Source organism: Methylocella sp. (genome assembly GCF_044226135.1).
Classification (GTDB): domain Bacteria; phylum Pseudomonadota; class Alphaproteobacteria; order Rhizobiales; family Beijerinckiaceae; genus Methylocapsa.
Genome location: NZ_JBGAHM010000002.1, coordinates 61,207 through 78,645 on the forward strand (window position 1 = coordinate 61,207; position 17,439 = coordinate 78,645).

Annotated in this window: 18 protein-coding genes; all 18 read right to left on the minus strand. The window is 70.3% G+C overall.

Annotation, left to right across the window (positions count from 1 at the left end):
- Positions 1-104: 104 nt before the first annotated feature.
- Positions 105-1,904 (minus strand): single-stranded-DNA-specific exonuclease RecJ, encoded by a 1,800-nt coding sequence (recJ, locus tag ACILRB_RS01570; RefSeq protein ID WP_395664546.1) that lies wholly within the window; start codon positions 1,902-1,904, stop codon positions 105-107.
- A 48-nt stretch (positions 1,905-1,952) separates the two neighbouring features.
- Complete coding sequence (locus ACILRB_RS01575) at positions 1,953-2,408, minus strand: low molecular weight phosphatase family protein (protein ID WP_395664547.1); 456 nt, start codon at positions 2,406-2,408, stop codon at positions 1,953-1,955.
- A 50-nt stretch (positions 2,409-2,458) separates the two neighbouring features.
- A complete protein-coding gene (locus tag ACILRB_RS01580; RefSeq protein WP_395664548.1) occupies positions 2,459-2,947 on the minus strand; it encodes a UPF0262 family protein in 489 nt (162 codons plus the stop codon).
- A complete protein-coding gene (gene hisD / locus ACILRB_RS01585; protein WP_395664549.1) occupies positions 2,944-4,245 on the minus strand; it encodes a histidinol dehydrogenase in 1,302 nt (433 codons plus the stop codon). The genes ACILRB_RS01580 and hisD overlap by 4 nt, the downstream gene beginning before the upstream one ends.
- Positions 4,246-4,336: 91 nt before the next feature.
- Positions 4,337-4,636, minus strand: coding sequence for a hypothetical protein (locus tag ACILRB_RS01590; RefSeq protein ID WP_395664550.1), 300 nt, complete (start codon positions 4,634-4,636; stop codon positions 4,337-4,339).
- A 51-nt stretch (positions 4,637-4,687) separates the two neighbouring features.
- Positions 4,688-5,143 (minus strand): hypothetical protein, encoded by a 456-nt coding sequence (locus tag ACILRB_RS01595; protein ID WP_395664551.1) that lies wholly within the window; start codon positions 5,141-5,143, stop codon positions 4,688-4,690.
- Complete coding sequence (locus ACILRB_RS01600; protein ID WP_395664552.1) at positions 5,140-5,505, minus strand: hypothetical protein; 366 nt, start codon at positions 5,503-5,505, stop codon at positions 5,140-5,142. The genes ACILRB_RS01595 and ACILRB_RS01600 overlap by 4 nt, the downstream gene beginning before the upstream one ends.
- A 24-nt stretch (positions 5,506-5,529) precedes the next feature.
- A complete protein-coding gene (locus tag ACILRB_RS01605; RefSeq protein ID WP_395664553.1) occupies positions 5,530-6,252 on the minus strand; it encodes a glycoside hydrolase family 108 protein in 723 nt (240 codons plus the stop codon).
- 73 nt (positions 6,253-6,325) lie between these two features.
- Positions 6,326-7,621, minus strand: coding sequence for an SGNH/GDSL hydrolase family protein (locus tag ACILRB_RS01610; RefSeq protein ID WP_395664554.1), 1,296 nt, complete (start codon positions 7,619-7,621; stop codon positions 6,326-6,328).
- Between the two features lie 2 nt (positions 7,622-7,623).
- Positions 7,624-8,388, minus strand: a complete 765-nt coding sequence (locus ACILRB_RS01615) for a hypothetical protein (protein ID WP_395664555.1) — start codon at positions 8,386-8,388, stop codon at positions 7,624-7,626.
- A 19-nt stretch (positions 8,389-8,407) separates the two neighbouring features.
- The gene (locus ACILRB_RS01620) at positions 8,408-8,881 is read right to left on the minus strand and encodes a hypothetical protein (RefSeq protein ID WP_395664556.1); all 474 of its coding nucleotides are present in this window, start codon (positions 8,879-8,881) and stop codon (positions 8,408-8,410) included.
- Positions 8,882-8,942: 61 nt separating this feature from the next.
- Positions 8,943-9,863, minus strand: coding sequence for a hypothetical protein (locus tag ACILRB_RS01625; protein ID WP_395664557.1), 921 nt, complete (start codon positions 9,861-9,863; stop codon positions 8,943-8,945).
- Positions 9,860-11,974: a phage tail protein gene (locus ACILRB_RS01630; protein ID WP_395664558.1), complete on the minus strand. Its 2,115-nt coding sequence runs from the start codon at positions 11,972-11,974 to the stop codon at positions 9,860-9,862. The genes ACILRB_RS01625 and ACILRB_RS01630 overlap by 4 nt, the downstream gene beginning before the upstream one ends.
- Positions 11,971-12,429, minus strand: a complete 459-nt coding sequence (locus ACILRB_RS01635; protein ID WP_395664559.1) for a hypothetical protein — start codon at positions 12,427-12,429, stop codon at positions 11,971-11,973. The genes ACILRB_RS01630 and ACILRB_RS01635 overlap by 4 nt, the downstream gene beginning before the upstream one ends.
- Before the next feature lie 2 nt (positions 12,430-12,431).
- The gene (locus ACILRB_RS01640) at positions 12,432-13,298 is read right to left on the minus strand and encodes a DUF2163 domain-containing protein (RefSeq protein ID WP_395664560.1); all 867 of its coding nucleotides are present in this window, start codon (positions 13,296-13,298) and stop codon (positions 12,432-12,434) included.
- The gene (locus tag ACILRB_RS01645) at positions 13,295-13,903 is read right to left on the minus strand and encodes a DUF2460 domain-containing protein (protein ID WP_395664561.1); all 609 of its coding nucleotides are present in this window, start codon (positions 13,901-13,903) and stop codon (positions 13,295-13,297) included. The genes ACILRB_RS01640 and ACILRB_RS01645 overlap by 4 nt, the downstream gene beginning before the upstream one ends.
- Positions 13,900-16,155 carry a glycoside hydrolase TIM-barrel-like domain-containing protein gene (locus ACILRB_RS01650; protein ID WP_395664562.1) on the minus strand — a complete coding sequence of 752 codons (2,256 nt, stop codon included), beginning with the start codon at positions 16,153-16,155 and terminating at the stop codon, positions 13,900-13,902. The genes ACILRB_RS01645 and ACILRB_RS01650 overlap by 4 nt, the downstream gene beginning before the upstream one ends.
- Before the next feature lie 3 nt (positions 16,156-16,158).
- Entirely contained in the window at positions 16,159-17,418 is a 1,260-nt protein-coding gene (locus ACILRB_RS01655) for a hypothetical protein (RefSeq protein WP_395664563.1), read from the minus strand.
- Between the last annotated feature and the right edge of the window lie 21 nt (positions 17,419-17,439).

Consider the following 17,439-nt stretch of genomic DNA (forward strand, 5'->3'; position numbering starts at 1 on the left):
CGCCAAAGCCTTGCGTTCGCCAAAGCCTTGGAGTCGTCCAGGACTTCCGTTCATCCAGGACTTCCGTTCATCCAGGACTTCCGTTCGTCCAGGACTTGCGTCGTCTAAGGCGCCCGCCCGCCCGCCGGGGCGAGATCGACGAGGCGCAGCTTGACGCGCTCGCGCCCGCCCCAGCGGTCGAGCGTCAGGCAGCCGGCGAGATGGGCCGGGCGCCCTTCTTCGCGCGTCATGGCCGCGCCGAGCGGCTGTCCGGCCGCGCGAAACGCGATCCCGTCGAGCCGCGAGCCGTCGCCCGCCTCGGCGCAGAAGCGCAGATGCCCGGCGCCGACCTCGGCGACGCGGGTCAGGCGATGCGCCGGAAAGGCGAAGACGGGCTCGGGATTGCCCGCGCCGAACGGACCGGCCCGCTCGAGCGACTTCAACATTTCGACGCTCGCTCCGGACGCCGTCGTCGCCGCGTCGATGAGCAGCGCGCGCGCGGCGCGGCGCGCCGACACCTGCTGCGCCAGATCGTTTTCGAGAAAGGCCCGGAAGTCGTCGATCCGGTCGGCGGCGAGGGTGACGCCCGCCGCCATCGCATGGCCGCCGCCCTTGACGATCAGGCCGGCCTCCGCCGCGGCCCGCACCGCCGCGCCAAGATCGACGCCGGGGATCGAGCGCCCCGACCCCGTGCCCGTCGCGCCCGCGAGCGCGACGGCGAAGGCCGGAAGGCCGAGCCGCTCCTTGAGCCTTGACGCGATCAGGCCGACGACGCCGGGGTGCCAGTCCCGCCCGGCGACGACCACGACCCCCTGCGCGTTCTCCTGCGCGAGGGCGAGCGCCTCGGCCTCTTCAAGCGTCGCGCTTTCGATCGCCTGACGCTCGCGGTTCAGCCGGTCGAGCTCCTGCGCGAGCCGCGCCGCCTCGACCGGATCGGCGAGGCTCAAAAGACGCGCCCCGAGCGCGGCGTCGCCGATGCGCCCGCCGGCGTTGACGCGCGGGCCGATCAGAAAGCCAAGATGATAGGGGGACGGCGGCCCGTCGAGCTTTGCCGCGTCGAACAGGGCGTTGAGGCCGGGGCGCAGCCGCGCGCGCATCAGGGCGAGGCCCTTGACCGTCAGGGCGCGGTTGAGGCCGACGAGCGGGGCGACGTCGGCGATCGTGGCGAGCGCCACGAGATCGAGCCCGGCGAGGAGGTCTGGCTCCGGGCGGGCCGAAAAGAAGCCGCGCCGCCGCAGCGTGCGCTGGAGCGCGACGAGGGCCAGAAAGACGACGCCGGCGGCGCAGAGCGCGCCGAGGCCTGAAAGGTCGTCCTGCCGGTTGGGATTGACGACGATCGCCGGCGGCAGGTCCGCGCCGGTCTGGTGGTGGTCGAGGACGATCGGGTCGAGCCCGAGCCGCGCCGCCTCCCCGAGCGCCTCATGGCTCGTCGTGCCGCAGTCGACGGCGACGAAGAGCCGGCATCCGGCTTCGGCGAGCGCCCTGATCGCCGCGACATTGGGGCCATAGCCCTCGAAGATCCGGTCGGGAATATGCACGACGGCCTCGCCGCCGCAGGCCCTGACATAGTCGAAAAGCAGGGCCGACGACGCCGCGCCGTCGACGTCGTAATCGCCGAAGACGGCGATTTTCTCGCCGCGCCCGATCGCGTCGGCGAGCCGCGCGGCGGCGGCCTCCATGTCGGTCAGCCGGCCCGGATCGGGCATGAGGCGGCGCAGCGTGGGGTCGAGATAGTCGTCGCAGTCCTGCGGCCCGAGGCCGCGTCCGGCGAGCACGCGCGACAGCGCGTCGCCATGGCCGCGCGTCTGGGCGATCGCCAGCGCGCGCGCCTGCCCCGCCGCGTCGAGCCGGTCGCGCCAGGGGGTTCCGAGCGCGGAGCGCTCGACGCCGAGAAAGGCGCGGGGCGCCGGGGCTGGCTGCGTCATGAAAGGGCCGGGCGGCGAGAGGGAGGGCGGCGCGGGAGCGGGCGGCGGCTAGAGATTGCCCATGGGCCTGTAGTCGAGCAGCTTCTCGATGCGGTCGAGCAGGCCGTCGCGCACGCCGCGATAGGCGTCGAGGCGGCGCTCGCGCGAGCCTTCGACCGCGGACGGGTCGATCGTCGGCCAGTAGAGCACTTCGATCGCAAGGGTGCGCGTGAGCTCCAGCGCCTTGTGATGGGCTTCGGGCGAGAGGGTGACGATGAGGTCGAAGGCGAGATCCTCGAGGTCCTCGAACGTATGGGGCTTGTGCTTCGAGATGTCGGCGCCGAGCTCCTCGAGCGCGGCGATGGCGAAGCCGTCAGGCTCGCCCTGCTTGAGCCCGGCGGAGGCGAAATAGATCTCCTTGCCGAAATAATGTTTCCCCAGCCCTTCCGCCATGGGGGAGCGCACCGAGTTCTGCGTGCAGGCGAAGAGGATCGATTGCGGGCGGTCCTTGACCCATGCCTTCATCCCGTCGGCGCCGTGACGCCCCCTCTCGCCGGTTGCGCGCGCATCGACGCCTAGCCTTTCCAGTGGAGGGCGGCGACCAGCGTGAAGATGCGCCGGGCGGTGTCGATGTCGCAGTCGATCTTGCCCTTGAGCCGCTCGATCAGCATCTGCGCGCCTTCGTTATGCAGGGCGCGCCGCCCCATGTCGATGGCTTCGATCTGCCCCGGCATGGCGGTGCGGATCGCGGCGTAATAGCTTTCGCAGACGAAGAAATAATCCTTGAGCAGGCCGCGCAGCGGCGTCAGCGACAGGATATGGGTGATGAGCGGGGCGCTGCGCTCGTCGAGGATCTCGAGCACGAGCTTGGCGTCCTGCAGCGCGATCTTGAGCCCATAGGGGCCGGCGTCGTGCCCCGGCACGCCAAAAGTGTTTTCCTCGATGAGGTCATAGATCGCGATCTGCCGCTCGTGCTCCTTGTCGGGCGTGGAGCGGCCGATCGAGGCTTCGTCGAGCGTGACGGAGACGAGCCGATTGCGGGCGACGGGATCCGTTCCGCTCATGGCGTTCCTTTTTCGAGGCGAAGCGCGACCGAGCGCGCGTGGGCGTCAAGGCCTTCCGCGCGGCCGAGCGCGATCGCCGCGGGTCCGAGCGCCGCGACGCTTTCCGGCGCGCATTTCAGGATGGACGTCTTCTTCATGAAATCCAGCACGTTGAGGCCCGACGAGAACCGCGCCGAGCGCGCCGTCGGCAGCACGTGGTTCGAGCCGCCGACATAGTCGCCGATCGCCTCCGGCGTGTAGCCGCCGAGGAAGATCGCCCCGGCGTTGCGAATCCGCGCGGCGAGGGCGTCTTCGTCCCGCGCCGCGATCTCAAGATGCTCGGCCGCGAGCCGGTCGGCAAGAGGAATGGCGTCGGCGAGGCTCTTCACGAGGATCACGGCGCCGAAGTCGCGCCAGCTCGCGGCGGCGATGTCGCGGCGCGACAGCGTTTCGAGCTGGGTCTCGACCGCCGCGACGACGGCGTCGGCGAAACCTGCGTCGTCGGTGACGAGAATCGACTGCGCCGCCGCGTCATGCTCGGCCTGGGCGAGGAGATCGGCCGCGACCCAGGCCGGATTGGCGCTGGAGTCGGCGAGAATCAGCACTTCCGACGGGCCGGCGATCATGTCGATGCCGACCGCGCCGAACACGCGGCGCTTGGCGGCGGCGACATAGGCGTTGCCAGGCCCGACGATCTTGGCCACCGGCCGGATCGTCTTCGTGCCATAGGCGAGAGCCGCGATCGCCTGCGCGCCGCCGACGCGGTAAACCTCGTCGACGCCCGCGAGCGCGGCCGCCGCGAGAACCAGCGGATTGAGCTTTCCGTCGGGCGCCGGCGCGACCATCACGACGCGCTCGACGCCCGCGACCTTGGCCGGGGCGGCGTTCATCAGCACGGAGGATGGATAGCTCGCCGTGCCGCCCGGCACATAGAGGCCGACCGACTGGATCGGCGTCCAGCGCCAGCCGAGCCTGACGCCGAGCGCGTCGACGAACAGCTCGTCCTGCGGAAACTGGCGTTCATGGAAGCGCACGATCCGCTCATGGGCGAACCTCAAAGCGTCGAGCGCGCCGGGGTCGCAGGCGGCGGCGGCGGCGGCGATCTCCTCCTGAGAGACGCGCAGGCCGAGCGCGTCGAGGTCGACGCGGTCGAACCGCTTCGAGGCGCGAACGAGCGCCGCGTCGCCGTCGGCGACGACTTCGGCGATGATCGCGCGGACCGCCTGGTCGACGTCCTCGGCGGTTTCCCTCTTCGCGCCGAGCAGCGCCTCGAAGGCGGCGCTGAACCCGGCGTCCGTCGCATCCAGCCGCAGGGGCATGGCCGTCTCCACCATCGGGCGAGGCGCAAGCCTCTCCGGCCAGGCCCCAGAATCGAACCCTGTAACGGTCCGCGCCCCGGGTGGCAATCTTTCAGGCGGCCGGCGGCGGAACGAAGGCCGAACCGCCGGGCGCCTTCCGCTTCGCGGCGGCGTCGAGCTCCTTCTTCAGCACGTCGACGCGCGTCTCGAGCCGGGCGATCTGCCCGCGCAGGTCGCCGATATGGCGCTCATAGCTTTCGATCAGGGTGCGGATGCGGGCGTCGACGAGCGCGGCCATCGGCGGCTGGCGGTTCACGAGGGCGACGAGGACCGTCCCGACGACGCCGAGCGCGGCGCCAAGGCCGCCGGCGAGCGCCTGCGGCCAGAATTCCGCGGATTCAGAAACGGCCATGCGCGTCGTCCCCGGCGCTGCGAAAAGGAGAAGCTTCAGCTCTCGACATCCTCATGCGCCCTTTCGGCCGAGCCAGGCCGTGACGTTCGAGACGCCGAGCGAGGCCGCATGGACAAGGAAGAAGCTCGACACGATCGCCCATTCAAACGTGTCATAGGGCCGCGGCAGGCGCGGGACGCCGAGCGGCCCGGGCGCGCCGAACAGGAATCGCGACGCCAGGATGGTGTCGAGGAAAACGAGCCCGAAATGGACCGCCGGCGGCACGCCGGCGACGAGCATGATCAGCCGGTTCAGCGGCTCGCCGCGGCTCTCCGCCTTCAGCGCGTTGACGGCGGCGTCATTGGCGAAGGCCGCCTGCATGATTTTCGCGTCCGCCTCGGCCGCGGCCGAAAACCCTTCGACGTTCGCGGCGAGCTTCGCCCGCTCGAAATCCGTCCAGGCTTTCACGAAAGGACGGATGAGGCCGCCAAACAGCGCGTTCAGCGCCGGAAGCAGGAGCGCGATCATTCGTCCTCCTTCCTCGGCTCGATCCGGGCGGCGTCGACGAGCCCGAGAATATGGGTGACCGTCATCGCCAGCATGATCGCGCTCGAGATCTTCAGCGCCGTGTCGGCCGAAAAGAAGGCGCTGAAATCGACGAGCCGGAGCTGTTCGAGCGCCCCGGGCAGAGCGGCGGTCAGCACGCCCGCGGCGCCGAACAGGCAGGTCTTGAGGCCAAGAAGCCGCAGACGCAGCCGCGCCCAGCCGGAGGAAGCGGCCGACGCCGCCTCGGCGACGCCCGCCGTCGCCCGGAATTCGCGCAGCTTCGGGCGAATGACAAACATATAGACGGCGACGCCCGCCGCCAGAACGAGAGCGAACCAGGTCATGGACAAACCCCTGTGCGGAAAGGTTCAGGCGGCGGCCGCGCCCGCGCCGGCCCGCGTCGCCTCCTCGAGCGCGGCGGCGCGCTGGCGCTGGCGACAGGCGCGATAGGCGGCGAGCAGGGCCAGCGTCAGCAGCGCCGCCGCCGCGAGACCCGCCCCTGCGCCGCCGAAGCCGTGATGCGCGGAGAGCCCGCCGGCAGAGGCGGCGAGCGCGCCGCCCTTCGCCTGCGCGGCCGCGGCGCGGCCCCGCGCCGCGGCGGCCTTCGCCGCCGCGGCGACCGGCGCGCCGGCCATCCTGAGGCTCGCCGCCTCGATCCGGGCGACGCGCGCCCCCCAGCCGCGCCCGAAGGCGCGCCAGGTCGAAAGGCCGTGCAGGAAACCGAGCCGCCGCTCGGCGACGCGCGAGATCGCCTGCGCCGGCGAGAGGCCCGCCGCCTGCGCGAGCGCCTTTTTCGCCCGCGCGGGGCCGGAGTTGACCGCGAAATCGAACACCGAGAGATCGACGCCGGCGGGCAGCGACTCCGCGCCGACGGCGTTCCAGTAGCCAAGACGATAGATCGCGCTCACCTCGCCTTCGGCGATGTCGCGCACGTCGCGCGGCGCGGCGCCGGCGCGGCGCCGGAGCTCGTCATAGGTCTTCTGCGTGATCCCGCGCATGGTGCGTCCGCCGGGATCGCGCGGATCGTTTGAAAAGCCGCCTTCTTCTTTCAGCGTGTACGGCAGACAGGCGGAAAAGCGTCCAACGGCCATGGGCCGGCCTCCCCAAAAGGAAAAGGCCCGCGCGAGGCGGGCCGTCATGACGCGCGTCGCGCGGAAGGGCGGGTCAGGCCTTGCCGGCGATCGCGGCGAGCGCGCCGGCGGCGAGCCTCAGGCCGATATGCTGATGGCCCTTTGTGTTGGGATGCGGTCCGGCCTGATCGTAGAGAACGTCCCGGTTGCCGTTGTTGGCGAGCGCCGTCGAATTGCCGGAGCCTGCGACCCACGGCGCTTCGCTGGTCGTGATCGGGACGTAGAACAGGTTCGGATCGCTCTGAGCGAACGCCTGAACGTCGGCCTTCTGCGCCGTCTCATAGGGCACGGCATAAGTGTCCAGGGCCGAATTGTAGCTCGCCAGAACGCCGATCTGGAAGATCGGCACGGTCGGCCGCCACGCCCTGATCTGGCTATAGACGCTGAGAAAGCCCGGCCGCGCGACATTGGCCCAGCTCAGCGCGCCTGTGGCCGCCTGCTGGTAGCTGTTGACATTGTGGGTCAGGAACACAACGTCGGGCTGGCAGTTCTGGGTGATGTCGAAAACATGGGCTTCAGCCGCGTAGCTCGTGTTGGCGACGCCGACGCCATAGCCGGTCGAGCCGACGCCGATCTGCCAGTTGTCCGGAATGCCGAGCGCGTCGCCGCAGACATGGGCGAAGCAGTCCCCGACGTAGGTCGCCGCCGTCCCCGTGGTGATCGAATCTCCATAATAGGCCGCGCGGATCGGATCGGCCCAGCTCTTCTTCTCAAACGAGTCGACCGGCTTCAGCCAAACGCCGTAGAAAGAGGACGCCGCCCACATTTCGATGGCGACGTCGCGCATGGCGCGGCCGCCGACGCTCGAAAAATCAAGCGTGGCGAAGGCCGGCGTCGAAGCGCCCATCGTCGACGACGCCAGGCTCACATACTGGCCGTTGACGAGCAGCCGGAACGGCGTGTTTCCCACCGCCGCGATGACGACGATCGGCGCGTCGGTGCGGAAATGGACGCGCCAGGCCATCGCGTTGAGCGGCGGATTGTTGGCCGCAGACCCGTTGCCGGTCGAATATTGCGTCACGCTCGGCACACGGACATAGGACGACGCGTAGACGATCGGCCAGCCGCCCGTGTAGGCGAATTTGGAGCTGACGACGCCCGACGACGCAGCCGGAATCGCCTGGCTATAGCCCGCAGCCACGACCGCCGCCGTATTGGCGTAGCCGGGCGCGAGATTGATCGTCGGCGCCTGCGCGGCCGGCAGAAGCGCCGGCAGCCCGGTGGTCGGGTCGATGAGATGCGGGTTGCCCCGCCGCGCGTCCGCCGCCATGCGGCGAAGCTTCGCGTAAATGGTTTCGCCGGCTTTCGCCGCCGGGACGAAATCGCCCATGTTCAGCCCTCCCAGATCGTGAAGAGCTGGAACGCGGCCTGCCCGATCACGCTCGCCGCGTTGCTCGGCACGCGCGCGCCGGCCCATTCATAGCCGCCCCCGCCGGGTGCGAAGCTCGCCGTCCCGGCGACGCCGAGCGAGGCCGTCCCGGTGAGGGAAAGGCCGAGCGCCTGCGCCGCGCTCTCGTTGCGCACGGCGAGATATTGGCGCGAAGCGTTGGCCGCCGCGGCCTGGGTCGCGAGCGCCGCGAAGACGAGCGACACGGTCGCCCCGGTCCCCGCGCCCGAAGTCGACGCCGGCGCCACGGGATTTGCCGGCGCGGCCGAATAGTCGCCGCCGTTCTGCACCGAAAGCGCCGTGATCGCGCCCGCCGAAACGGCGGTCACGACGAGCGTGGCGGGCGTCGTCACATTGGCGCCGCCCGGAAGGGTGACCACGTCGTTGACGGCGTAGCCAGTTCCGCCCGCAGAAACCGACGCGCTCGAAACGGTCCCATGGACCGCCCCCGATTTGCTGACGACGACGAACGCCGCGTCCGCCGTCTGGATCGCGGCGAGGATCGCCGCGAGCGCCGTCAATTCCTGCGCCTGGTTGGCGGCGGAGGCTGCGCCGGCCGGCAGCGGCAGCGCGCTCGCGCTGACGGGGACCGCGGCGTGGTCGGTGGCGAGCGCCACGGCGACGCTGTTCGCGGTCGGCTGCGGGGCGTTGGGCAGCGTGTTGATCGTCGCGCCGGCGCCAGGCGTGACGGAAAGAGTCGGCAAGGCCATTCATGTCCTCCTTGAAAGTTCAGGCGGCGAGCGCCGCGACGAGCCCGCTGTTTGCGGGGTCGCTGAAGTCCATCGCGCCGCCGGCGCTTCCGCCGCCGCCGACCACGAAGACGCCGGCGGTTTCGTCGATCTCCACGCTGAAGCCGTGCGCGCCCGGCGAAAGCGCGCCGGTCGCGATCGACCAGGCGCCGCCGGCGTCGGTCGTCGCGACGCCCGCGGGCGTCCCCGCGCCGTCGAGGTAAAGCCGCACGCCGAGCCCCGCCGCGCCGCCCGGCGCGAAGACGACGCCGCTCACCACGCCCGACGCGTAGACGGCCGTGCTGGCGGGGGCCGGCGGCGCGGCGAGTATGGCCCAGCCGTTCGCCTCGAGCACGGGCGCGTCGAAATCGGGAATGTGAAGGGCGTCGCCAGGCGCGCCCTCATAGACGCGTCCATGAATCGCGAGAAAGGCCCGCCCCGCCTCGCCGGGAGGCGACATCAGGACCGTTTTCATACGCAATCTCCTGTATGTTTCATGACGTCGGTCATGACATGTCGGCCGTCGCCCTGCGCGTCTAGTTCAGAGCCTCGACGACGAGCTGGCTCAGCCGCGCCTCGACGCCCGGCGCCGCCGCGCCCCAGAGCGTCGCGACCCGGAGCGTCAGACCGCCGTTCGTCGCCGCCGACACGGGCATGGCGAGCGCGTTCTGGGAGGCCTGCGCGCCAAGGCCCGCCGAGGCCGCGACGACCGCGCATTCGAGGCCGCTCGCCGCGCCCGGCGGATCGAGCGCCTGCAGCGTCCAGGTCACGCACATCTGCTGGTTGGCGAGAGAGGCGGCCGGCGCCGCCGGCGCATGGGCGGCGAGCGTCGCCGCGCCGAGCTTCAGCTTGGTGACGAGCGTCGGCGGCGCGGCTCCGGTCGCGAGCCGCAACGCCGCGGTGACCCGCAACGCCTGTCCGGCGCTCAGGAAACCGGCCGGCAGCGACAGCGACAGCGTGTGGTCATGATCGGCGCCGGCGCCGGACGACGCGGAATTGACGTCGCCCCCGGCAAGGACGCAGAGGGTCCGCTGCACGAGGCCGTCGACCCAGGACGCGCCGTCGGCCGACGTCTTCAAATGGAACCTGTCGTCGCCGCAAAGCCCCGCCTCGGCCCGGCCCGAATAGCCCGTCTGGTAGAGAAGCGAGGCGGTGTCGGCGGCGCCCGCCTTGTTGACCTTGAGCTGCACGCCCGCGCCCGTGTGGTCGAACAGCGCCGCCGCCGATTTGACGGCCACTCTGTTGACGGCGTCATATGTCGTCATGACGCCGAGGCCCGCGACCGACTGCAGCGAGGGCGCGTCGGAGGCGAGCGCCACAGCGTGGCCGCCGGGCGTCACGCCGTCGTGGACCTGCAGGCGCCAGGCGGTGGAGTCGACGAGCAGTTCGCCCGCCGCCCCGACATAGGTCGAAAGAAATTGCGCCGTGTCGCGGCGCTGCTTGACTTGAACGCTCATGTGGAGACGCCTCCGAGGTCGATCGTCGTGACATAGGGGTCGGACGCCGCCCCGAAATCCTCGGCCTCGTTCGCGGCCACGCTCGCGAGGCCGTAGTCGAGACCGGATCCGATCGCGAGCGCGCGGGCGATCGGGCCGAAGGCGCCGCCGCCGCGCGGCGTGTAGCTGTAGGCGACGCAGTCCGCGAGGTCCTGGGCCTGTTCGCCGAAGATGTTGAAGCTCTGGAATTTCAGATAGAGCGGCCGGCCGACGTAGGACGCGGGCAGGTCGTATCTGAACGTCGCGTCGTCAAGCCGCGCGAAGCGCTCCCCGGCGGCATGGGCCCCGGCCGCCGAACCGTGGAGCCCGCGCCGCAGGGGCGCGAGCGCATAGGCGTCGGGGCCGGTCAGCGTCGCGCCGGCGTAGGCGACAAGCTCGTCGCCGGCGAGGCACAGCGTGAGGCCCGCCTCGGCCTCCGCCTCGCTCGCCGAGACGAGCGCGCCCCGGCTCATCGCCATGTCGACGGCAAGCGCGGACGCGTCCGGGGCGGCCGCGAGCGGCGCCGCCAGCACGCCCTGCCGCGCCGGCCCGTCGACCTGTCCGATCTCGCCATAGCTGACGTCGTCGAGCGAGGCGTGGACGATCGCGCCGCCCCAGTTCGGGTCGGCCGCACCGCCGCTCCCGCCCGACACGATCGCCCAGATCTGCGGCGCGCCGGCCGTCAAAGCCGGCGGCGGCTCGAAGACGATCGGCGGATTGACCGGAGACGGCGCCACGTTGCGGTTGACGGAGCGGCCGGCGCCCGCCTGCGTCGGATAGGCCGCGGCGACGCCCGAGCCGCCTGAAATCTCCTCGGCCGTGACGCTGAGGAGCCCGTCCTCGTCCTCCTCGATCGCGACGACGCGCACAAGCGTGCGGTCGAGGCCGAGCAGCGGGTCGGTCAGCTCGACGAGGTCCATCGGTTCGAGCAGGCAATATTCGAACGACAGCCTGAAGGCGTAGCTGTTGCGCGCATAGAGCCCGCGCTGCAACAGGAGCTGCGCGGAACGCTGCGCGACCTCGCGGTCGCAGATCTCATGCGCCGTGACCGGGCTCGCCTTGCGCAGGCCGAAGGCTTCGATCTGGCTCTGGTCGAAAACCTCGACCGGCGTCGCGTCATAATTGTTGGAGCGGTCGAGGATCTCGATCGACAGCCAGTTCTTGAGGTCGCTCGGATCGACGCGCGAGGCCTCGACGGGATCGCGGTCGGCGTGGGCCACGAAATCATCGTCGTCGAGGCTGTAGACGGGCGTAAGGTCCGGCATGAAGGACACGCCGCCGGGCCCATTGAGCCAGCCATAGACGGGCGCGTCGGCGTAGGGCGTGATCTTCAGCCGGCCGCCCGACCACACCGCGGCGGCGTTGGTGAGCTGCAGCCAGCGCGTCAGAATCGCCGCCGCGCTTTCCTGGTTCGACAACACCGGCGAGAGCGCGAGCCCGGCGGCCTTGCAATAGGCCTGGTAGGACGCGCCGCCGGACGGCCCGAACATCGACGCGGCGTCGAGGCTTTCGGCCGGAAAGCCGACGCCATATTGCGGATTGGTCAGAAAATCCTGCGCCACAAGCGCCGGATCGCAGTCAAAGGGCGTCACCCCCGAATGAAAATCGAGCCGCCCATAGACCTCGAACGAGAGCGCCGGCAGGCTCGCGCCCGAGCCGAGGTCGAACGCCGGCGCCGCCGCATAGGCGAGGCCGCCATAGGGCAAAGACTCGTCCGGATAGGCCGCCGCGACATAGCCCCACGGCGCCTGCGGGCTCGACCCATACATGAGGCCGAGGCCGAGCCAGCCGAGATCGGTCTGGCCCTGTCCCTGCCACACGCGCTCGACCGCATGGATCGGCCCTTCGCACAGGCCAAGGATGAAGGCCGCGCGATATTCATAGCCGCTGAGGCTTTTGCCGCCGCCCTTGCCGGCTTTTTTCGTATATTGCGGAATCGACTGGAAGCCGCCGGTCCATACGATGTTGGGCGCAAGCCTGTTGACGCCCCACATCACCTGGATCGGCACCGAGCTCGACGAGGTCTGCACCTGCAGGCCGGTGTAATTCGGAATCGCGGCCGCCGCGGCCGTCTTCGATCGAAGCAGGCTCAAGACGTCTCCTCCGGCCACAGACTGTAGAATTTCGCGCGCCGTCGCGGGCGCGCGAGCTCGGCGTTCGCAGCGACAGGCTCCTCGAACACGATCGAGGCCGGCTGGAACGCGTGAACGATCGTCAGCGGGTCCGCCGCCGTCACGATGCCGCCGTGGCTGTAGCATCGCCCGTAGCGGAACACCGCGACGTCGCCCGGCCGCGGACGCTCCACCTCGACGCAGCGCGCCGCGACGAAGGACAGATAGCGCTCCTCGCCGCGATGCAGATGCCAGTCCTCGGGATAGGGGCGCGGATCGAACGGCGCCAGAAGCCCGAGGTCGACGAAGACGCGCACGAGCAGCATGCCGCAGTCGACGCCGGCGCCGCGCACGTCGGCGCAGCTGTGATAAGGCGTGCCGATCCAGCGGCGCGCCTCGGCGACGACGCGCGCCCGGTCGAAATCCGCGCGGCCCATGTTCAAAGCGCCGTCGTCGGCGCGGGCACATACGGAAAGCCGCGAAACCGCGCGAGATTGCCGAATTTCGCCTGGCACGTCTCGCGCGTGTGGTCGCAGCCCTGATAGACCGTGAACAGATCGCCCTCGGCCGGGGCGCGCTCAAGCGGCGCCGAGAGCGTCAGGGCGCCGCCTCCCGCGGCCTTCACATTCGCGCGCGCGCCCGTGTTGACGCCCGACGCGAAGGCGATCACCCCCTGGGCGAAACGCGCGTCGGCGCCGCTCCACATGACGACGAGGCTCGTCGAGCCGGCGCCCGCCGCGCCCTCGGCGCCGAAGGCGTTCCTGACGAGGCCGCACCCCGAGTCGTAAAGCACATGCTGGCAACTCGGCGCGTAGAGATTGCGCGGCATGTCGGCGTCGAGCAGGATCATGTCCGAATTCACCGTGATCTGCGCGCGCGTGCGCCCCACTCCGTCGATCGAACCGACGCGCCCTTTGAACAAAACCACCGAGCCGACCGGCGGCTCGTCCCATGACGCCAGAAAGGCCCGCTCCCGCGTCACCCGCGCGCCGTCGAGCAGGCCGTTGCGGACGGCGTGCAGAAAGGGAACGCCGCCGATCGTGTCGGTCGGCCTCGCCGCGATCGTGATCTGCTGCTGGTCGACGTCGAGGCCCGTTTCGCAGCGGAACCGCAATCCGTCGACGAGAACCGAATCGGCGGAAAACAACACGCCGTTCAATCGGACCGGCCGCTCCGCGCTGGTGTAGGCGAGCGTCAGGCCGCTGCGCAGCGCGAAGGAGAAGCAGTCGGCGACAAGCGCCTTCGCGTCGCGCTGCGCGCGCAACGCCGCGAGATGGGCGACGAGCGCGGGAGACGCCGGCCTCATGGCTTCACCGACTGGAACTTGACGGACTGCGCGCGCCACAGCCCGGCCATGAAATTCTCAAACTCCGCCTGGTCGTCGCTGAAGCGGCATTCATAGGCGAAGGCGAAATCGGCGCAGACGGCGACGCCAGCCGCGGGCGGCGTCGTGAAGACGAGGCGGTTCGGCGCCTCGAGCGTCCAGCCGGCGGGCTGCGCCGCTCCGTCGAGATAGACGGCGGACACGCTCGTCGCCCAGTTCACGGGCTCGGCGTAGCCGCCGATGGCGCGCGTCAGGACGAAGCTTGTGGTCTCCCCGTCCCCGGCGCCGACCGGTTCGGCGACGGCGTCATGATCGCCCGGGTCGACATAGAGAAAGGTGCCGTGGCGGCCCTGACACTGCAGATAAAGCCCGAGCAGGCTCTGCAGCGATCCGGCGCCAACGCCCGGCGCCGAGCCGTCCGAGCACAAGGCGTCGAAGGTCGCCTCGAACTCATAGACCGGCGCGGCATAGAGCGCGAGACGCGCCTCCCGCCCCGAGACATGCGTCGCGACGCGCGTCGAGAAGGTCGGGCGCTTGTAGACCGACCAGCCCTGTCCGGGCAGCGACGGAAACATGAGCGCCGTCATGGCTTGACCGAAACGAGCGTGAGCGGTTCGGCCTTCCAGAGCCTCGTCATGAATTCCTCCAGATCCAGCCTGTCGTCGGCGAAGCGGCACAACAGCTCGCTCCCCACGCCAAGCGCCTCGGGGACGGGAAAAAGAAAGACGCCGGCGCGGGCGCGCATGGCGTCGAAGAAGCCGGCGAGCGCGGCGAGCCCGCGCTCGCCGTCTCCCGCGAGCCGATCGTAGACGAGTTCGATTTCAAGGCGCGGCGCGGAAAAGCGCGCGAGGCTGCTCGCGCGGCCCGAAACATGCTCCGCAAGCGCGGTCTCGAATCCCGGCCTGTAGCGAACCGACCAGGCCGTCGCGTCGAGCTCAGGAAAGCGCGGCGCGGGCTCGGCCGGCGCAGGCGGATCGGGCTGCGCCGGCGCGATGAACGGCCCCTTGCCGCCAATCCAGTTGCCGGCCGACCAATTGCCAGCGTCTCCCCACACGTCGCCGCGCGACGGAAACGTGGGAAAGGGGCGCGCGTCCCAGCACCACGCCGACATGAAAGCCGGTTCGATCAGACGCACGCCCTGACCCGAGGTTTCATTATGTGCGTCCGTCATCCAGTATTCATGCACGGCCTGGAGCGCGAGCAGCGCCAGCCCGGCGTCTTCGACAGGCGCGTATCCGCCGCCCTCGACCGGTCTCCAGCGCGACCAGTAAGGCGTCGCGCTTTCGCTCGATTTCGCGTCGAAGAAGACGTTCGGCTGATTGGTCGCGCGATCGCAGGTCGGAAACCCATATTCCGTGAACGTCACGGATTTCGACTTCGGCGCCCATGCCGTCGCCGCGCCCTGCGGGGTCCAGCCGCGCCCGTCGCCGGCGTCATAGACGGCGCGATGCGCGTTCTTCCACCACCAGCGCGCCTGCTTCTGCGCGAGAATTTCCTGACCGGCGTAATAGGGCTTTCGCGCCTGCGCCAGGCGATCGCCCTGCGGGCGCGAGACGACGAGCCCCGTGCCGCCCGGGTCCGCGCCGCGTGTCGCCGCGCCATCTTCATAATACCAGTGGAAACGTTCTCCGCCCTCGATGTTCGCCTTGAAATAATCCTTGGAACGCAGCGTCGGCTCGCCCGGAAGGCCAAGGCCCGCCGGAAGGGCCGGCGGCCACGCCGAAGGCGCCGGAGCCGACCAGTCGAGCGCGTCCTGCCCGCCGCTCGCCTCCGTCGTCCAGTCGCTGAGCGGCAGATAATTGTCGAAGCACACGAGATCGACGTTGGCGTCGCCCCACAGCGCGTCGAGATGCGGCCAGAATCCGGCGTCGTCCGCGTGCCCGGCGCCGGTCCAGCTCGACCAGTCGGCGGCGTAGGAGACGAGATTCCTGAGCGCGCCCGTATCCCGCGCGAGCCCGGCGCCGTCGAAGATCGACCGCACGTCGGCCGCGAGCGTCCTGAGGCCCGCGACGAACGGATAATCCCACGTCGCCGCGCCGGAGACGTCCGTCGTTCCGGCTCTCGTCCATGCCGGGCCGCGGATCGCCTCGAGCCCGCGCAGCTCCGAGCCGAGAAGAAACAGGTCGACGCCGCCAGCGACCACGCACAGATGCGCGTAATGCAGGATCATGCGACGATAGCTGAAGTCGTCTGTCGCGCCCGCATAGTCGACGCGCAGCGCCTGAGCGTCGCGCGAGAAAGCCGAAGGCGCAGCCCCGCCGAAAAACCGCGCGACCGCGTCAGCCGCCGCCTGAGACTTGTCGGCGCCCGAAAATCCGATGCGTCCGCGCCAGGGAAAGCCCGGCGCGTCCATCAGCAGGAACGGATAGAACACCACCCTGAAGCCGCGCGCCTTGAGCGCCGTCAGGCAGCGCGCGATCGACGCGTCGGACGGCGTGCCGCCATAGACATAGGCGCCGCCCGACGAGCTGATCGGGACGACGTCAGGCGAAAGCTGCGTCAGGCCTGAGCAGCGCCATTCGTCGGCGGCCCAGCCGGAGCCGTCCCAGCTTTCAAAGGCGCCGCCGACATAGGTCGTCGACGGATAGACGCGGCAGCTCCCGGCGTCGGTCGAATCCGCGAACCAGGCGACGACCAGAGCGATCGTGCCGCAGCCGGGAAAGCGCGCCTGAAGCTGGTCGATCGAGAATTCGAGATCGGTCTTTCGCCCCTGCGGCGCGAAATAGAGATTGAGCGGCGAGAATTCCGCCTCCTCGACTCGCCGGCCACGATGGGCGACGACGTCATAGGTCCATTCTCCCGTGGCGGGAAGAAGGTTCACGCCCTGTATATATGTCATATGTCAGATGTTCCGGCCAAGCTTGCTGAGGCCGAGATGCGAGCCCGTGCGCACGCCGTCGTTGATCGTGCGCAGGATCTGCCGGCCGTGGGTTCTGAAGAACTGCTTCACGCCCGACGCGTCGAGCGCCTGCACGGTGAAATTGGTCGAATGGCTGATCTGCGCCGAGGCGCCCGGGGCCGCGCCCTGCGAAAACGCCGAGCGCACCGCGGCCGCCGGTCCCGCGGGAATGATCATCTCGCCCTGGTGCACCTGCGCCACCATGTCTGAGGGCAGATTCCACGCGCCGACCGCAAATGAGGCGAGCCCCGAAGCGACGCCGAGCACGGTCGCCTGGCCGGCCGCGGCGGGCCCCGCCGCGGCCGGGCCCATCACCGGCGACAGAAAGCCGAAGATGCCGGCGAAGGTCTCGCCGGCCGACGCCATGATGCTTTTCATGACGCCAGACATGACGCTCGCGCTCGACGCCGCGGCCGCGCTTGTCTGCACGCTTGAGCGCATGGCGGCGCCCGCGGTCACGGCGCCGGTCTGCGCGGTCTCGGCGGCGGTCGTCGCCGCCGTGTTCGTCGCAAGCCCCGCGAGCCAGTCGGCCACAAGGCGCACGCGCGCGGCGACGAAGGCCTGCACGATCGACAGGGCGATGCGCTGCGCCGCCTGCGCCAGCGTCTGCTGGCCGGTGACGAGGCCCATCATCGACGAGGTGACGCTCGACCCGATCTGCTGGAACGAGCGGCGATAGTCGAGGAAGATCTGCTGGTTGACCTCGCGTTCGATCTCCTGGCGACGCAGCGCGGACTGGCTCGCGATCTCTTCGAGCTCGCGCTGCGCCCGCGCGAAGCCGAGCGTGCCTTGCGCATAGAGCTCCTGCACGGACCTGAAATGCCGCGTCTCGGCGTCTTCCTTTTCACGCTCGTTGGCGATGAGGGCGGCGAGTTCCTCCTGACGCGACATGCGCCCCGTCTGCGCCTCTTCGCGGATCAGGCTCGCCTGCGCCTTGAGCCCGTTCTGGGCGACGGCGTAGCGCGCCTCCTCGCCCTGCCGCGCGATGGCGATCTGCGTTTCGTTCGCGGCTCTCGCCGAGGCGGCCGCGCCCGCGCTCGCGCCCTGCGCCGCCTGCGACATGACGGCGAAGGAGGCGCTGACCTGCTGCGCGCCAGCGCCAAAGGCGCCGACCGTCGCGGAGAAGGCGTCCGCCGCCTCGCGCAGCCCCCGCTGGAGCTCGGAGGCGTCGGCCGAAAGGCGGATCGTCACGTCGTCGGGCATCGCCGCTCCTCATTGCATGAT

What these genes read in the sequence shown, in the direction of transcription:
- ACILRB_RS01645 (WP_395664561.1), bottom strand. Translation starts at nt 13,903, where the DNA reads ATGACGGCGCTCATGTTTCCGTCGCTGCCCGGACAGGGCTGGTCGGTC.
- ACILRB_RS01575 (WP_395664547.1), bottom strand. Translation starts at nt 2,408, where the DNA reads ATGAAGGCATGGGTCAAGGACCGCCCGCAATCGATCCTCTTCGCCTGC.
- ACILRB_RS01640 (WP_395664560.1), bottom strand. Translation starts at nt 13,298, where the DNA reads ATGAGGCCGGCGTCTCCCGCGCTCGTCGCCCATCTCGCGGCGTTGCGC.
- ACILRB_RS01605 (WP_395664553.1), bottom strand. Translation starts at nt 6,252, where the DNA reads ATGGCCGTTGGACGCTTTTCCGCCTGTCTGCCGTACACGCTGAAAGAA.
- recJ (WP_395664546.1), bottom strand. Translation starts at nt 1,904, where the DNA reads ATGACGCAGCCAGCCCCGGCGCCCCGCGCCTTTCTCGGCGTCGAGCGC.
- hisD (WP_395664549.1), bottom strand. Translation starts at nt 4,245, where the DNA reads ATGCCCCTGCGGCTGGATGCGACGGACGCCGGGTTCAGCGCCGCCTTC.
- ACILRB_RS01655 (WP_395664563.1), bottom strand. Translation starts at nt 17,418, where the DNA reads ATGCCCGACGACGTGACGATCCGCCTTTCGGCCGACGCCTCCGAGCTC.
- ACILRB_RS01580 (WP_395664548.1), bottom strand. Translation starts at nt 2,947, where the DNA reads ATGAGCGGAACGGATCCCGTCGCCCGCAATCGGCTCGTCTCCGTCACG.
- ACILRB_RS01625 (WP_395664557.1), bottom strand. Translation starts at nt 9,863, where the DNA reads ATGAGCGTTCAAGTCAAGCAGCGCCGCGACACGGCGCAATTTCTTTCG.
- ACILRB_RS01615 (WP_395664555.1), bottom strand. Translation starts at nt 8,388, where the DNA reads ATGGCCTTGCCGACTCTTTCCGTCACGCCTGGCGCCGGCGCGACGATC.
- ACILRB_RS01610 (WP_395664554.1), bottom strand. Translation starts at nt 7,621, where the DNA reads ATGGGCGATTTCGTCCCGGCGGCGAAAGCCGGCGAAACCATTTACGCG.
- ACILRB_RS01650 (WP_395664562.1), bottom strand. Translation starts at nt 16,155, where the DNA reads ATGACATATATACAGGGCGTGAACCTTCTTCCCGCCACGGGAGAATGG.
- ACILRB_RS01590 (WP_395664550.1), bottom strand. Translation starts at nt 4,636, where the DNA reads ATGGCCGTTTCTGAATCCGCGGAATTCTGGCCGCAGGCGCTCGCCGGC.
- ACILRB_RS01620 (WP_395664556.1), bottom strand. Translation starts at nt 8,881, where the DNA reads ATGAAAACGGTCCTGATGTCGCCTCCCGGCGAGGCGGGGCGGGCCTTT.
- ACILRB_RS01635 (WP_395664559.1), bottom strand. Translation starts at nt 12,429, where the DNA reads ATGGGCCGCGCGGATTTCGACCGGGCGCGCGTCGTCGCCGAGGCGCGC.
- ACILRB_RS01595 (WP_395664551.1), bottom strand. Translation starts at nt 5,143, where the DNA reads ATGATCGCGCTCCTGCTTCCGGCGCTGAACGCGCTGTTTGGCGGCCTC.
- ACILRB_RS01600 (WP_395664552.1), bottom strand. Translation starts at nt 5,505, where the DNA reads ATGACCTGGTTCGCTCTCGTTCTGGCGGCGGGCGTCGCCGTCTATATG.